The 14,826-nt window shown below is 70.5% G+C and carries 13 protein-coding genes; 8 read left to right on the plus strand and 5 right to left on the minus strand.

Features of this window, described 5'->3' with window-relative positions; translation table 11 throughout:
- Positions 1–67 precede the first annotated feature (67 nt).
- Both ACN6LB_RS09465 and ACN6LB_RS09470 read left to right on the plus strand, forming a co-directional pair.
- Complete coding sequence (locus ACN6LB_RS09465; protein ID WP_356137313.1) at positions 68–1,087, plus strand: DUF4349 domain-containing protein; 1,020 nt, start codon at positions 68–70, stop codon at positions 1,085–1,087.
- A 27-nt stretch (positions 1,088–1,114) separates the two neighbouring features.
- Entirely contained in the window at positions 1,115–2,518 is a 1,404-nt protein-coding gene (locus tag ACN6LB_RS09470) for an FAD-dependent oxidoreductase (RefSeq protein WP_445025414.1), read from the plus strand.
- Between the two features lie 10 nt (positions 2,519–2,528).
- On the opposite strand, the gene ACN6LB_RS09475 is transcribed toward ACN6LB_RS09470, so the two are convergent.
- The gene (locus ACN6LB_RS09475) at positions 2,529–2,867 is read right to left on the minus strand and encodes a hypothetical protein (RefSeq protein WP_356145812.1); all 339 of its coding nucleotides are present in this window, start codon (positions 2,865–2,867) and stop codon (positions 2,529–2,531) included.
- A gap of 148 nt (positions 2,868–3,015) precedes the next feature.
- Between ACN6LB_RS09475 and ACN6LB_RS09480 the strand changes: the two genes are divergently transcribed.
- Positions 3,016–3,837 carry a rhomboid family intramembrane serine protease gene (locus ACN6LB_RS09480; protein WP_356145809.1) on the plus strand — a complete coding sequence of 274 codons (822 nt, stop codon included), beginning with the start codon at positions 3,016–3,018 and terminating at the stop codon, positions 3,835–3,837.
- Between the two features lie 9 nt (positions 3,838–3,846).
- On the opposite strand, the gene hemE is transcribed toward ACN6LB_RS09480, so the two are convergent.
- Entirely contained in the window at positions 3,847–4,914 is a 1,068-nt protein-coding gene (gene hemE, locus ACN6LB_RS09485; protein ID WP_445025415.1) for a uroporphyrinogen decarboxylase, read from the minus strand.
- A 159-nt stretch (positions 4,915–5,073) separates the two neighbouring features.
- On the opposite strand from hemE, the gene ACN6LB_RS09490 reads away from it, so the two are divergent.
- From ACN6LB_RS09490 to ACN6LB_RS09500, 3 genes are all read left to right on the plus strand, one after another.
- A complete protein-coding gene (locus ACN6LB_RS09490) occupies positions 5,074–5,700 on the plus strand; it encodes a DUF3000 domain-containing protein (RefSeq protein ID WP_445025503.1) in 627 nt (208 codons plus the stop codon).
- A 347-nt stretch (positions 5,701–6,047) separates the two neighbouring features.
- Positions 6,048–6,710, plus strand: coding sequence for a response regulator transcription factor (locus ACN6LB_RS09495; RefSeq protein ID WP_030605794.1), 663 nt, complete (start codon positions 6,048–6,050; stop codon positions 6,708–6,710).
- Between the two features lie 173 nt (positions 6,711–6,883).
- Positions 6,884–8,161 (plus strand): HRDC domain-containing protein, encoded by a 1,278-nt coding sequence (locus tag ACN6LB_RS09500; RefSeq protein WP_445025416.1) that lies wholly within the window; start codon positions 6,884–6,886, stop codon positions 8,159–8,161.
- Positions 8,162–8,165: 4 nt separating this feature from the next.
- On the opposite strand, the gene ACN6LB_RS09505 is transcribed toward ACN6LB_RS09500, so the two are convergent.
- Genes ACN6LB_RS09505 through ACN6LB_RS09515 form a run of 3 tightly spaced genes read right to left on the minus strand, consistent with a single transcriptional unit; the run spans position 8,166 to position 11,262 of the window.
- Positions 8,166–8,996 (minus strand): carbohydrate ABC transporter permease, encoded by an 831-nt coding sequence (locus ACN6LB_RS09505; RefSeq protein WP_356145795.1) that lies wholly within the window; start codon positions 8,994–8,996, stop codon positions 8,166–8,168.
- Positions 8,993–9,946: a carbohydrate ABC transporter permease gene (locus ACN6LB_RS09510; RefSeq protein WP_445025417.1), complete on the minus strand. Its 954-nt coding sequence runs from the start codon at positions 9,944–9,946 to the stop codon at positions 8,993–8,995. The genes ACN6LB_RS09505 and ACN6LB_RS09510 overlap by 4 nt, the downstream gene beginning before the upstream one ends.
- On the minus strand, positions 9,946–11,262 hold the full coding sequence (locus ACN6LB_RS09515) for an extracellular solute-binding protein (RefSeq protein WP_445025418.1): 1,317 nt from the start codon (positions 11,260–11,262) through the stop codon (positions 9,946–9,948). The genes ACN6LB_RS09510 and ACN6LB_RS09515 overlap by 1 nt, the downstream gene beginning before the upstream one ends.
- Positions 11,263–11,422: 160 nt before the next feature.
- Between ACN6LB_RS09515 and ACN6LB_RS09520 the strand changes: the two genes are divergently transcribed.
- Positions 11,423–13,792 (plus strand): glycoside hydrolase family 2 protein, encoded by a 2,370-nt coding sequence (locus ACN6LB_RS09520; RefSeq protein WP_445025419.1) that lies wholly within the window; start codon positions 11,423–11,425, stop codon positions 13,790–13,792.
- Entirely contained in the window at positions 13,789–14,817 is a 1,029-nt protein-coding gene (locus ACN6LB_RS09525) for a LacI family DNA-binding transcriptional regulator (RefSeq protein ID WP_445025420.1), read from the plus strand. The genes ACN6LB_RS09520 and ACN6LB_RS09525 overlap by 4 nt, the downstream gene beginning before the upstream one ends.
- Positions 14,818–14,826 lie beyond the last annotated feature (9 nt).

A 14,826-nucleotide genomic window follows, 5' to 3' on the forward strand; every position in this document is an offset into this window, starting at 1 on the left:
CAACGTCCCGGCCCGGCCGGGCGTCGAAGGAGCGTCAGTCACGACGACTCCCCGGGGGTAGGCCCACATGGCACAGACGGTCCGGACGCAAGCGCGCCCACGACGACGCTCCGTACGACAGGGCCGGGCCCTGGCCGGTGTCCTCCTCGCCGCCGCCCTCGCGGTGGCGGGCTGCGGCGCGGGCGACTCGGCGGACTCCGGCAGCGGTTCCGACGACAAGGCGGCCCCCCAGAGCGCGGCGAAGGCCGACTCGGGCGCCGCACAGGCGGACGGCGACGGCGCCGCGGACAGCAGCCGGGGCGGGGCCGCGGGCGCGAAGGCGACCGCCCCTCCCAAGGTCACCGCGAGCCACATCATCCGCACCGCCTCACTGACCGTGCAGGTCAAGGACGTGCCCAAGGCGCTGGACGACGCCCGCACCACCACCGAGAACGCGGGCGGATTCGTCGGCAACGAGACGACCACCCGCGACGACGGGGGCCATGAACGCACCCGGGTCGTCCTGCGCGTGCCCACCGACCAGTACGACGAGGTGCTCGCCGGCCTGGAGGGCACCGGGAAGATCCTCGAACGTACGGCCAAGGCGCAGGACGTCACCGACCAGGTGGTGGACGTGGACAGCCGGATCAAGTCGCAGCGCGCCAGCGTGGCCCGGGTCCGCGAGCTGATGGACAAGGCGACCAAGCTGAGCGATGTGGTCACCCTGGAAGGCGAGTTGAGCACCCGTGAGTCCGACCTGGAGGCGCTGCTCGCCCAGCAGGCGTCCCTGAAGGACCGCACCAGCCTGGCGACGATCACCCTGTCACTGTCCGAGACGCCGGTGAAGAAGGCCGAGAAGAAGGACGAGGACCCCGGCTTCGTGGACGCGCTCGCGGGCGGCTGGCATGTGCTGGTCACCATGCTGCGCTGGCTCGCGCTGGCGGTCGGCGCGGTGCTCCCGTTCGCGGCGGGCCTGGCGCTGCTCGTCCTGGTGTGGCTGCGGCTCGTGCGGCCCCGTCTGCCGCGCCGCCCGGCCCCGGCGGCACCGGCGACCGCCGGGCTTCCGGTCGCTCCTCCCGTACGGCCGGAGAGTGGCGAACAGGACTGAAATGCCCTGCCCCCGTAGCGTGTTCGCATGAGCATGAGCAGCGGAACGGGCGGGACGAAAGAGCGGCTGGTCGTCATCGGCGGCGACGCGGCGGGCATGTCCGCCGCGTCGCAGGCGCGCCGGATGCGGGGCCCGGACGAGCTGGAGATCGTGGCGTTCGAGCGGGGCCACTTCACGTCGTACTCCGCGTGCGGCATCCCGTACTGGGTCGGCGGCGACGTCACCGAGCGGGACCAACTCATCGCGCGCTCTCCCGAGGAGCACCGGGAACGGGACATCGATCTGCGGATGCGTACGGAGGTCGTGGAGATCGACGCGGCGGGCGCCCGCGTCCGCTCCCGGAACCTGGAGACCGGGGCCGAGGAGTGGACGCCGTACGACAAACTCGTGATCGCCACCGGTGCCCGCCCGATCCGCCCCGAGCTGCCCGGCGTCGACGCGCCCGGTGTGCACGGGGTGCAGACCCTGGACGACGGCCAGGCGCTCCTTGACACGCTGGCCGCCACGGAGGGCCGGCACGCGGTGGTCGTCGGCGCGGGCTACATCGGTGTGGAGATGGCCGAGGCGCTCATCAACCGCGGCTACGAGGTGACGGTCGTCAACCGCGGCAAGGAGCCGATGTCCACGCTCGACCCGGACATGGGGCGTCTGGTGCACGAGGCCATGGAGGGCATGGGCATCACCATGGTCAACGACGCCGCGGTCACCAAGCTGCTGACCGGGCAGGACGGGCGGGTCCGGGCGGTCGCCACCGAGGACGCCGAGTACCCGGCGGACGTGGTCGTCCTCGGTATCGGCGTACGCCCCGAGACCGCGCTCGCCAAGGCCGCCGGGCTGCCGCTCGGCGAGCACGGCGGACTGCTCACCGACCTGGCGATGCGGGTGCGCGGGCACGAGGACATCTGGGCGGGCGGCGACTGCGTCGAGGTCCTCGACCTGGTCTCGGGGCGGGAGCGGCACATCGCGCTGGGCACGCACGCCAACAAGCACGGCCAGGTGATCGGCAGCAATGTGGGCGGCGGGTACGCGACGTTCCCCGGTGTCGTCGGCACGGCGGTCAGCAAGGTCTGCGAGCTGGAGATCGCGCGCACCGGACTGCGTGAGAAGGACGCGCACCGAGCGGGCCTCCAGTTCGAGGCCGTCACCATCGAGTCGACGAGCCGCGCCGGTTACTACCCGAACGCCGCCCTCATGACCGTGAAGATGCTCGCCGAGCGCCGCACCGGACGGTTGCTCGGCGTGCAGATCGTCGGCCGTGAGGGCGCCGCCAAACGCGTCGACATCGCCGCCGTGGCGCTGACGGCGGGTATGTCGGTGGAGCAGATGACGGCCCTGGACCTGGGCTACGCCCCGCCGTTCTCACCGGTGTGGGACCCGGTCCTGGTGGCGGCGAGGAAGGCGGCGGGGGCGGTGCGTTCACGAAAGGCGTGAACACACCGGCTCACGCCGACTCGTGCTGCCCGGTGGTGCCGTTGATCCGTTCGATGGCCTGCCGGGCCTGCTCGGCAGGCGGCCGCCCCGGCAGCGAGGACACGGACGCGGACGGGGGGACGGCAGCGGGCTGCGCCCCCGCGGGCTTCGCGTGCGCGGCCGACCGGGCCGACCGCAGCCGGTGGCTGACGGCCTCGTCGAGGGTGACGGGCCGCTGCATCCGGGCGGCGAGCCGGCCGGCCTCCTGGCCGAGCGCGGCGACGTCCTCCCAGGGCAGGTGCAGCACCAGGGCGATCTCCGCCTCACCGTCGGGCAGAGCGTGCATCGGAGGAGTAACTCGGTCGTTCATCGCCTGTTCCTCACGTTGTCCTCGCGTCGCGTCTTCGTCGCGTCACGGACGGTTGAGGAGAGATACGCAGCCGGGCGCGGCCGTGTTCACCGCCGCGGAGGGTAGGGGGGCACGGATTCACGGGGCGCATCGGGGGAACTGATTCCTCGTGGTCATCCCCGTCCATGACGTGAACCCGGCACGCCGTACGCCCTATGTGACGTACGCGCTGATCGCCGTCAACTTCCTGGTCTTCCTGCGCACCCCCGGCGTCGCGGGTTCGGTGACCGGCGAGAGCGGCCTGTCCCAGCTCTGCCATCTGCAGGCGTTCCTGGACCACTACGCCGCGGTGCCGCAGGAGCTGATCCACCATCGGATGCCGCGGCTAGTGCCCACGGGTCACGTCGCGGTGGATCCGCAGAGCGGGCCCGGCTGCCTCGCGGCCCCGCCGGGCTACGACAAGTCGCCGCCGCTGTCGGTCCTGACGGCGATGTTCCTGCACGGCAGCTGGCTGCACCTGCTCGGCAACATGCTCTTCCTGTGGATCTTCGGCAACAACATCGAGGACCGCCTCGGGCATGTGCGCTTCACGTTGTTCTACGTCGTCTGCGGCTATGCGGCCGCGTACGGCTTCGCGCTGCTCAACGACGACTCGGGGGACCCGCTGATCGGCGCGTCCGGGGCGATCGCCGGAGTCCTCGGCGCCTATCTGGTGCTCTATCCGAAGGCGCGGGTCTGGGTCCTGGTCCCGTTCCTGATCTTCCTGCCGCTGCGGCTGCCCGCATGGCTGGTGCTGGGCTTCTGGTTCGTGCTGCAGGCGGTGTACTCGTCGGGCGCCGGTGTCTCCGCGGCCGGGACGGTGGCGTACGCGGCCCATGTGGCCGGCTTCCTCGTGGGCATGCTGCTGGCGTGGCCGTTGCGCCCCGGCACACCGCCCCCGCCCGAGCCGCGCCGGCTGCTGTGGGGCAGGCAGGCGCGGCACACCTGGTGAGGTGAGGCGTCAGCGGGCGGTCTGCGTGTGCACGTACTCCACGAGCCGGGTCAGCGCGTCCGGGTTCATGGTCGGCAGGACGCCGTGGCCGAGGTTGAAGATGTGGCCCTCCAGTCCGGCGGCCGCGTCGAGCACCTCGCGCGTCTTGGTCTCCACGGCCTCGGTCGTGGAGTACAGGACGGCCGGGTCCAGGTTGCCCTGGAGCGCCTTGCCGGGGCCGACGCGGCGGGCGGCCTCGTCGAGCGGGACGCGCCAGTCGACGCCCACCACGTCCGCGCCCGCCTCGCCCATGAGGCCGAGCAGCTCGCCGGTGCCGACACCGAAGTGAATGCGCGGGACGCCGTACCCGGCGACGGCCTCGAAGACCTTCGTGGAGGCGGGCATCACCGAGCGGCGGTAGTCGGCCGGCGCCAGGGCGCCGACCCAGGAGTCGAAGAGCTGGACGGCACTGGCGCCCGCCTCGATCTGCACCTTCAGGAAGGCGGAGGTGATCTCGGCGAGACGGTCGAGCAGGTCGGCCCACAGCTGCGGGTCGCCGTACATGAGCGCCTTGGTGTGCTCGTGGTTCTTGGACGGGCCGCCCTCGACGAGGTAGCTCGCGAGGGTGAAAGGCGCGCCTGCGAAACCGATGAGCGGCGTCGCGCCGAGCTCGTCCGTCAGGAGCTTGATCGCCTCGGTGACGTACCAGACGTCCTCGGGGGTCAGATCGCGCAGCTGGGCCAGGTCGGCGCGGGTGCGGATCGGGTTCTGGACGACGGGGCCGACGCCCGGCTTGATGTCGAGGTCGACGCCGATGGCCTTCAGCGGGACGACGATGTCGCTGTAGTAGACCGCCGCGTCGACGTGGTGCCGGCGTACGGGCTGGAGGGTGATCTCGGCGACCAGCTCGGGCCGCGTGCAGGACTCCAGCATGGGGATGCCCTCGCGCACCTTGAGGTACTCGGGCAGCGAGCGCCCGGCCTGCCGCATGAACCACACGGGCGTGTGCGGCACGGGCTCGCGCCTGCACGCCTTGAGGAAGGCGGACTCGTACGTGGCTGTCGGCGGCTGGCCCTCGGGGCGGCGGTTGGCACTCACGTCGGAAAGTCTCGCACGTCCGCTGCCGCCCCCGGTTCGGGGTCCGGCCCGAACCGGGTCTCCAAAAGGGGATGTCTGTCGCTGCAACCGGGCCCTGTTCCCCTTAATCTTCCCCGCATGGCTGCGGCTCAGGGACGACTGTCGGACGGCGCTGGCGGAATGGACGACGCGAAGGAGGGAGAGCGGGATGCGACGCAGACGGCTCCGCCGCCCTTCCGGGCCGCCGTCGAGGCGCTGAGGGTCGCGCGGCTGCGACCGGAGATCGAGATCGACCCGACGCGCCCGCCGCAGCGCCTGGCCCCGTACGCGTACGCGTTGGAGGCGGCGGTCGTCGCCGACGACGAGGACCTGGCCGACGGCCGCCTCGTGCTGCTGCACGACCCGGCGGGGCACGATGCCTGGCAGGGCACCTTCCGTCTGGTGACGCTGGTCCGCGCCGAGCTGGAGCCGGAGATGGCGGCCGACCCGCTGCTGCCCGACGTCTGCTGGTCGTGGCTGACCGGCGCGCTCCAGGCCCGCGGTCTGTCGTACGGCGAACCGAGCGGCACCGTGACGCGCGCGAGTTCGCACTACTTCGGCGGTCTCTCCGAGCGTCCGTCCGCCTCCCAGATCGAGATCCGGGCGTCCTGGACCCCGCGGGAGGGGCTGGGCGGGGTCCCGGACACGGCCTCTCATCTTGCCGCGTGGTGCGATCTGCTCTGCCAGGTCGCGGGGCTTCCGCCGGCGAGCGCGGGCGACGCGTCGGTGGTGACGCTGCCGCAGCGCCGGGGGCCGCAGTCGCGCTGAGCGCCGACGACTCCCTTCTGTTCGATGCCGATCCCGTGCCGAGGACCTTGCTCAGGTCCTCGGCACGAGTCTTGCCCAGGGGTTGCCGGGGTGTGTCGGTGCCGGTCGCGGCTTTGTCGATACGGCCACTTTCGGCCGCGTATGAACGGTGATTGGCGCGGAGCGACTCGGTTCGATCTTCGGATGATCGATCGCGTGTCCGAATTGCACGGATTGTTACTCACCAGATCGTGATCATTCTCTAAAGGCGGACGGGTTTGGTGCCGAAGACGACTGTGACCTTGAAAGCACGGTTCGTCCCGGCTTCATCCCCACAAGCCGGCCCCGTCCCCCACCCAGGAGGCCTGGTGTCCGTTCTCCTCGAGCAGCCCGCAAGCCTGGTCGCCTACCGCCCGAACAAGCCGACCGCCATGGTGGTCGTGGCCGACCCCCGCGTCCGCTCCACCGTGACCCGCCACCTGTGGGCCCTCGGTGTACGCGACGTCATCGAGGCCTCGTCCGTCGCGGAGGCTCGTCCCCGCATCGGCAACCCCCGCGACATCTGCGTCGCCGACGTCCACCTCCCCGACGGATCCGGCCTGACGCTCCTCTCCGAAACCCGAGCCGCGGGCTGGCCCAACGGCCTGGCCCTCTCCGCCGCCGACGACATCGGCGCCGTACGCAACGCCCTCGCGGGCGGCGTCAAGGGCTACGTCGTCACCGGCACCCGCACCAACGTCGGGCTCCCCACCCGCCCCGGCGCCGCGCCCATCGGCTCGGCCGCCGCCCGAATGCACCGCCGCCCCCCGGGTTCCCCGAGCCACCCGGGTGGCTACCGCGAGCTCTCCGGCCGCGAGGTCGAGGTGCTCCGCCTGGTCGCCGAGGGCCAGTCGAACAAGGCCATCGGCGTCTCGATGGGCCTGTCCGCGCTGACCGTCAAGAGCCACCTCGCCCGCATCGCCCGCAAGCTCGGCACGGGCGACCGCGCCGGGATGGTGGCGGTGGCCCTGCGCACCGGAATCATCCACTGACCGCGAACGACCGAGAAGCCGTCCCGACCAGGAATCCGGCAAACCGGGAAACCGGCGAACGAACGAACACTGAACCGGATCTTTCACTGACCTGACTGGTTTACGACCCTGCCACGCCCGCCGACGGAACGTTCCGTCGGCGGGCGTCGTCCATACACAGATACCCTTGACAGGTGACCGACGCCCAAGAGACCGCAGCAGACAGCCCACTGCGAACCACCGGAGGCGGCCCTCCGGACGACGTCGAATCGGCGCCGATCCCTTTGCTCGAACCGCGCGAGGGCATTCCGCCCGTCATCGCCGACGAGGACGCGCTCGCCGAGATGATCGCCGCCTTCGCCGCCGGCAGCGGCCCCGTGGCCGTGGACGCCGAACGTGCGTCCGGGTACCGATACGGCCAGCGCGCCTATCTGGTGCAGTTGCGCCGTGAGGGCGCGGGCTCCGCGCTGATCGACCCCGTCGCCTGTCCCGACCTGTCGGGCCTCGGCGAGGCGATCTCCGGAGTGGAGTGGGTGCTGCACGCCGCCACACAGGACCTGCCGTGCCTGCGCGAGATAGGCATGATCCCCACCCGCCTGTTCGACACCGAGCTGGCCGGACGCCTCGCCGGGTTCCCCCGGGTCGGCCTCGGCGCGATGGTCGAGAGCGTTCTCGGCTTCGTACTGGAGAAGGGGCACTCCGCGGTCGACTGGTCGACGCGCCCGCTGCCCGAGCCCTGGCTGCGGTATGCCGCTCTGGACGTGGAGCTGCTCGTCGACCTGCGGGACGCCCTGGAGAAGGAGCTGGACCGGCAGGGCAAGCTGGAGTGGGCCCGGCAGGAGTTCGACGCCATCGCCGGAGCCGAGCCCGCGCCGCCGCGCAAGGACCCCTGGCGCCGTACGTCGGGCATGCACAAGGTGCGCCGCCGCAGGCAGATGGCGGTCGTCCGGGAGCTGTGGGAGGCCCGGGACCGGGTCGCGCAGCGCCGGGACATCTCACCCGGCAAGGTGCTCGGGGACACCGCGATCGTCGAGGCCGCGCTGTCCCTGCCGCCCAACGTGCACGCCCTGGCCGAGCTGAACGGCTTCGGGCACCGCATGGGGCGGCGCCAGCTGGAGCAGTGGCAGGCCGCCGTGGACCGTGCGAAGGCACTGCCGGAGGCCGAGCTGCCGCAGCCCGGCCAGCCGGTGACCGGTCCTCCGCCGCCGCGCGCCTGGGCGGACAAGGACCCGGTGGCTGCGGCCCGGCTCTCCGCGGCACGCGCCGCCGTCTCGGCGCTGGCCGAGCAGCTGAACATGCCGCAGGAGAACCTGATCACCCCGGACACCGTGCGCCGGGTGTGCTGGGAGCCGCCGGCCACGCCGGACGACGAGTCGGTCGCGGCGCTGCTCGCCGGTTACGGAGCGCGGCCCTGGCAGGTCGAGCAGGTCACGCCGGTGCTGGTGGCGGCTCTGGCGACGCCTGCGGCCTGAGGGCTCACTTGGTCGCGCCCCGCATGAAGCCGTTGTAGATGAAGCGCTGCAGGAGCAGGAAGACGATCAGGGTCGGGAGGATGACGAGCACCGCCCCGGCCGAGATCGTCTCCCAGTGCGCGCCGAACGGCCCGCGGAAGCGGAACAACGACGTCGAGATCACGCCAAGATCCTCGGACGGCATGTAGAGGAAGGGGATGTAGAAGTCGTTGTAGACGGTGATCCCCTTCACGATCACGACGGTCGCGATCGCCGGCCGCAGCAGCGGGAAGATGATCTTCCGGTAGATCGTGAAGGCGTTGGCGCCGTCGAGGCGTGCGGACTCGTCCAGGGAGATCGGGATGGACCGGACGAACTGCAGGAAGATGTAGATCGACACGATGTCCGTGCCCATGTAGAGCGCGATCGGCGCCCACAGCGTGTCGAACATGCCGAAGCTGTTGACGATCTGGAAGGTGGCCACCTGTGTGGTCACGCCCGGGACGAGCGCGGCGACCAGGAAGAGCGCGACCACCAGCTTCTTGAAGCGGAAGGTGAAGCGGTCGATCGCGTACGCCGCCATCGAGCCGATGAGCACGGTTCCGGCGATGGCGACCAGCAGGATGACGGCCGTGTTCCCGAACGCGGAGAGCATCCGGCCGTCCTGGAACGCCGTCACGTAGTTGTCGAAGTTCAGGAAGTCCTTCGGCATGGTGAGGGCCCCGCTGTCGTCCGACATCTCCTGCGAGGACTTGAGCGAGGTCAGCAGGACGGCGCCGAGCGGCAGCAGGACGACCACGGCCGCGACGACCAGCGACAGGTAGACGAAGGTGCGGGCAACCGCGCGGCGCGTCATACGAGATCCACCCTGTCGTCGGGAACGAGGCGCCGCTGCAGCCAGGTCACCGCGAGGATGATCAGCAGCAGCACGACGGCGGCGGCCGAGGCGAGCCCCGTCTTGTTGAACTGGAAGGCGAGCTTCACCGTCTGGATCACGAAGGTCTCGGTGCCGGTGGCCCCGCCGGTCATGATGTACGGGATCTCGAAGACCGACAGCGAGCCGGAGATCGACAGGATCACGGTGAGGCTCAGCACCGGTTTGATGCCCGGCGCGATGATGTACCGGAACTGGTGCCAGCGGTTCGCGCCGTCCAGTTCCGCGGCCTCGTACAACTCCCCCGGGATGGACTGGATCGCGCCCAGGAAGAGCACGAAGTTCAGGCCCATGTACCGCCAGACCGACACCCCGGCGAGCGAGATGTTCGCGGACGTCGACGTGCCGAGCCAGGCGTGGTCGGAGTGGTAGCCGAACAGGCCGAGCACCGTGTCGAGGGTGCCGCCGTCCTGGAAGAAGTAGAGGAACACGAAACCGATCGCGACCCCGTTGATCAGATACGGGAAGAAGAGCACGCCCTTGAAGAAGTTCCGGAAGCGGACGTTGAAGCTGAGGACGGTCGCGAAGTAGAGGGCTGCGGCGATCTGGAACGCGGAGGCGACGAGGTAGTAGCCGCTGACGAAGAAGACCTGGAAGAGGTCCTCCCTGGTGAAGAGTTCGGTGTAGTTCCCGGTGCCCGTGTAGTGCAGTTCGGGGCTCACCCCGTCCCAGTCGGTGAAGCTGTACGCGACCATGTTGGCGATCGGCGCGTAGGTGAAGACGATCAGCAGGGCGAGCGGGGCGATCAGGAACAGCCACGGCGTGACTCCGCGCCACAGACGGGCGCGGCGCGGAGCCGGGGGCGGACGGCGGACGCCGGCCGCGGCCGGCGCCGCGGCCTTGAAGGCCGCCTTCTGGGTGGTGTCCGCCATCAGGACCCCGCGTTCTTCTGAGCCTCGGTCCAGCGCTTGCTGAGATCGGCGTAGAAGTCGTCGAGGCTGCCCTTTCCGGCGCCGCGGGCGAGGTCGACGAGCTTCTGGCGGTAGTCGGGGGTGTTGATGCCGACCTCCGACTCGGTGTCGACCAGCTTGACCTTCGCGCCCGCGCTGTCGTCGAGTTCGATGAGCTTCACCCCGGCGTCCTCGTACGGCTTCAGGACCGTCGGCAGAGGCGCGTCCTTGAGCGGGGAGATGGCCAGGTTGTCCTTGTCGTAGCCGGACTTGTCGGTGAACCAGTCGATCCAGGCGCGGGCCGCCTCCTTGTGCGGGGAGTGGACGTTGACGGCCAGGTTGTAGTCGGGGCCGACGGTCGCGCAGAACTTGCCGTCGACCTGGGCGGGGAAGGGCATGAAGCCGATGTCGTCCGGGTCGAGGCCGGCCTTCTTGGCGGCGTCCTGGAACTGGATGATCGCCCAGGTCCCGAGCCACTCGGTGGCAATCTCGCCCTTCGCCAACCGGGCCTTGGACGCCTCCCAGTTGGTGGTCGTCGGGTCCTTCTCGACGTATCCGTCGTGCACGGTGTCGTAGAGCAGCTGGTCACCGACGCGCAGATCGGCGCCCTTCGCCCAGGGGTCACCCTCGGCGATCTTTGTGGTGGCGCCCGTGTCGCAGTGCACCGAGCCGTTGACGAACGTCCAGGAGGTCAGCGGCCACCCGGCCGAGAAGTTGGTGTAGTACGGCGTCGCGTCGGTTTTCGTCTTGATCGCCTTGAGGTCGGCGAGGAACTCGGCCGGTGTGGTGGGCCACTTGCCGGCCCCCGCCTGCTGCCAGACCTTCTTGTTGTAGACGAAGCCGGGCATCACGCCGATCGGGCTCTGCCCGTAGACCTTGCCGCCGACCGTGGTGAAGTCGGTGAACCGGTACTTCTTGCTGCGCTCGGTGTCGGTGCCGAGCGAGGCGAAGAACTTCGGGTAGTCGCTCTTCTTGATCACGCCCGGGATCAGCAGGACGTCACCGTAGTTCTCGGTGTTCATCCGGATCTTGACCTCGGCCTCATAGTTCGTGAGGGCCTGGAACTTGACCTTGACCTTCGGATACGTCTTGTTGAACTCGGCGGCGTACTTCTTCATCGTGCCGTCCTGCACGAGGTCGGTCCGCTGGGTGAGGACCGTGATGGTTCCGTTCACCTTGGCCGGGTCGACCGGCGCCTTGGCGTCCGCGCCCTTCGTCGAGCCTCCGGTGCCGGTGCACCCCGAGGCCATGAGGGCGAGGGCGACCACCGATCCGGCGAGAATCCTGCGGCTGTTCATGTGCACCAGCTCCGTTCTGTGACGGACGAGCACGAGTGGGTTGGCTGATTCGGCACTCTGGCAGTCGTTACTGAACCGGTAAAGTCTCTATTCCGCCAACGATGCAAAAATGTCATCCAGCGCTGGGAGTTCAGGGGCTGGACCGGTTTAGGGAGCGCGCATGCTGGATGCCACACCGCTCACCGAGGGATGGACTCTGCGGCACGAGGGAAGCGCGCTTCCCGCCGCGGTGCCGGGCTGTGTGCACACCGATCTGCTGGCCGCCGGAGTCATCCCGGACCCCCTTCTCGGGCAGGCCGAGACCGAGGTCGCGTGGGTGGGCCGGCGGGACTGGACGTACGACTTCGAGCTGCCCCTCTCCTCGGGTCACGAGCAGACCGACCTCGTCTTCGACGGCCTGGACACCGCCGCCGAGATCCGGCTCGACGGCCAACTCCTGGGCCGTGTCCGGAACATGCACCGCTCCCACCGCTTCGACATCACCGGCATGAGCGGCCCGCTCTCCGTGCGCTTCACCTCCGCCTACACCGCCGCCGAGGCCGTGCGCGACCGCCTCGGTGAGCGGCCCAACGCCTATCCCGAGCCCTTCCAGTACCTGCGCAAGATGGCCTGCTCCTTCGGCTGGGACTGGGGACCGACCCTGGTGACGGCCGGAATCTGGCGGCCGGCCCGACTGGAGCGCTGGTCGACGGCGCGGATCGCCCGGGTACGGCCCGTGGTGACCGTGCAGGGCTCGACGGGCCGGGTCGACCTGTCCGTCGAGGTCGAACGGACCCGAATCGAGGCGGAACTCACCGTCGAGGCCCGACTCGGCGGGGTGCGGGTGAGCGCGGTGATCGACGGCACGAGCGGAACCGTACGTCTCGACGTGCCCGACGTCGAGCTGTGGTGGCCGCGCGGATACGGCGAACAGCCGCTGTACGACATCGAGTTGACCCTCCTCGACACCCATGGGCCGCTCAACTCCTGGCGGCGCCGCATCGGCTTCCGCACCATCGAGCTGGACACCTCGCCCGACGAGCACGGCTGCGGCTTCACCTTCGTGGTGAACGGGGTACGGCTGTTCGCGCGGGGCGTCAACTGGATCCCGGACGACGTCTTCCCGTCCCGGATCACCCGGGAGCGGTACCGGACCCGGCTCGCGCAGGCGGCCCGCGCGGGCGTCGATCTGGTCCGCGTCTGGGGCGGCGGCATCTACGAGAGCGAGGACTTCTACGACGCCTGCGACGAACTGGGCCTGATGGTGTGGCAGGACTTCCCGTTCGCCTGCGCGGCCTACCCCGAGGAACAGCCGCTGCGCGGCGAGGTGGAGGCCGAGGCCCGCGAGAACGTCGTACGGCTCATGCCGCATCCCTCGCTGGTGCTGTGGAACGGCAACAACGAGAACCTGTGGGGCTTCAGGGACTGGGACTGGGAGCGGCGGCTGGCCGGGGACTCGTGGGGCGAGGGGTACTACCTGGGGCTGCTGCCGCGTGTCGTGGCGGAGTCGGACCCGACGCGGCCGTACACGCCCGGCAGTCCGTGGTCCGGTTCCTGGGACCATCACCCGAACGATCCGGCGCGCGGCACGCACCACTCGTGGGAGGTGTGGAACCGCGAGGACTACGCCGACTACCGGCTCGAAGTCCCGCGGTTCGTGGCCGAGTTCGGCTGGCAGGCGCCGCCCGCCTTCGCGACGCTGCGGCGCGCGCTGCCCGGTGAGGAGCTTGCCGCCGACTCCCCCGGGATGCTGCACCACCAGAAGGCGGACGACGGGAACGGGAAGCTGGAGCGCGGGCTCGCCCGGCATTTCCCACTGCCGGAGGGGGACTTCGACCGGTGGCACTACCTCACCCAGGTCAACCAGGCGCGGGCCGTCGCGGCCGGAATCGAGCACTGGCGCGCCCACTGGCCCCGCTGCGCCGGCACGATCGTCTGGCAGCTCAACGACTGCTGGCCGGTGACGTCCTGGGCGGCGATCGACGGCGACGGACGCGAGAAGCCGCTCTACCACGAGCTGAAGCGGCTGTACGCGGACAGGCTGCTGACCCTGCAGGCCCGTTCGGACGGACTGTTGCTGGCCGCCGTCAACCAGTCGGCCGAGGCCTGGCAGGGTTCGCTGGTGCTGCGCCGGATGTCCGTCGAGGGCGAGGTCGTGGGCGAGGCGACCCTGAGTCTGTCGGCCCTCGCGCGCACGGTCGCCGAGGTTCGGGTACCGCGGGAGCTGGAGCCCGCCGGGCCGAAGGAGTTCCTGGTGGCCGACGCGGACGGGCTGCGCGCACTGCACTTCCCCGTACCGGACCGCGAAGTCCCCTACCCACGACCGGAGTTCGAGGTGAGCGTCGCACCGGGGGCGGTGACCGTGACGGCCCGCACGCTCGTACGGGATCTGCTGCTGCAGGCCGACCGGATCGACCCCGCCGCCACGGCCGACACCGGACTCGTCACGCTGCTCCCCGGCGAACAGGTGACCATCGCCGTACGCGGCTGGGAGACTCCCGATGCGGAAACCGCCCGATCGGCCCTGTACTGCGTGGAGTTCACTCGATGACGACAGCTCGCGTCACCATCAAGGACGTCGCCGCGCGCGCCGGCGTGTCCAAGGGCGCGGTGTCGCTCGCCTTCAACCACAAACCGGGGCTGTCGGATGCCACCCGCGACCGGATCTTCGACGCGGCCCGCGAGCTGGGCTGGGCGCCGAACCTGACGGCGCGGTCGCTGTCCAGCCGACGGGTGGACGTGGTGGGGCTGGCGATCTGCCGGCCGGCCGAGCTGCTCGGGCTCGAACCGTTCTACATGGAGTTCATCTCCGGTGTGGAGGGCGTGCTGACGGAGCACTCCTGCTCGCTGCTGCTGCGCCTGGTGCGGAACCTGGAGGAGGAGGTCCGACTGCAGGACGCCTGGTGGAAGGGGCGGCAGATCGGCGGGTCGATCATGGTCGACTTCCGGGCGGACGACCCGCGGGTGGCCGCCGTCGAGCGGCTCGGCATGCCCGCCGTGGCCGTCGGGCACCCCTCGCTGACCGGCGGCCTCACCACCGTGTGGACGGACGACGCCACCGCCGTGACCGAGGCCGTGCGCTATCTCGGCGCGCTCGGGCACCGGCGGATCGCCCGGGTCGGCGGTGCGGCGGCGCTCGGCCACACCACGATCCGTGCCGCCGCCTTCGACGAGGCGGCGCGGGCCCTCGACCTCGACGGGGCCTGGCAGGTCGCCACCGACTACTCCGGGGAGGCGGGCGCGCGGGCCACCCGGTCGCTGCTGGCCGCCGCTCCCCCGGACCGTCCCACCGCGATCGTGTACGACAACGACATCATGGCCGTCGCCGGATTGTCGGTCGCCTCCGAGATGGGGCTGAGCGTGCCCGGCGATGTCTCGCTGCTCGCCTGGGACGACTCCCAGCTGTGCCGGCTGACCCATCCGACGCTCTCCGCGATGAGCCATGACGTGCACGGATTCGGCGCGGACGTGGCGCGGACGCTGTTCGGGGTGATCACCGGCGAGGGGCCCGGATCGCATCTGGCGTCCACCCCCGTCCTCACCCCGAGGGGCTCCACGGCACCTCCGCGGGTGTGACCTTCGCCG

The organism is Streptomyces sp. SAS_270 (genome assembly GCF_052543295.1).

Bases quoted from the DNA above. Each gene is read 5' to 3' on its own strand.
- ACN6LB_RS09465 (WP_356137313.1), top strand. From the start codon at position 68: ATGGCACAGACGGTCCGGACGCAAGCGCGCCCACGACGACGCTCCGTA.
- ACN6LB_RS09470 (WP_445025414.1), top strand. From the start codon at position 1,115: ATGAGCATGAGCAGCGGAACGGGCGGGACGAAAGAGCGGCTGGTCGTC.
- ACN6LB_RS09475 (WP_356145812.1), bottom strand. From the start codon at position 2,867: ATGAACGACCGAGTTACTCCTCCGATGCACGCTCTGCCCGACGGTGAG.
- ACN6LB_RS09490 (WP_445025503.1), top strand. From the start codon at position 5,074: ATGGACGACGCGAAGGAGGGAGAGCGGGATGCGACGCAGACGGCTCCG.
- ACN6LB_RS09505 (WP_356145795.1), bottom strand. From the start codon at position 8,996: ATGACGCGCCGCGCGGTTGCCCGCACCTTCGTCTACCTGTCGCTGGTC.
- ACN6LB_RS09510 (WP_445025417.1), bottom strand. From the start codon at position 9,946: ATGGCGGACACCACCCAGAAGGCGGCCTTCAAGGCCGCGGCGCCGGCC.
- ACN6LB_RS09515 (WP_445025418.1), bottom strand. From the start codon at position 11,262: ATGAACAGCCGCAGGATTCTCGCCGGATCGGTGGTCGCCCTCGCCCTC.
- ACN6LB_RS09520 (WP_445025419.1), top strand. From the start codon at position 11,423: ATGCTGGATGCCACACCGCTCACCGAGGGATGGACTCTGCGGCACGAG.
- ACN6LB_RS09525 (WP_445025420.1), top strand. From the start codon at position 13,789: ATGACGACAGCTCGCGTCACCATCAAGGACGTCGCCGCGCGCGCCGGC.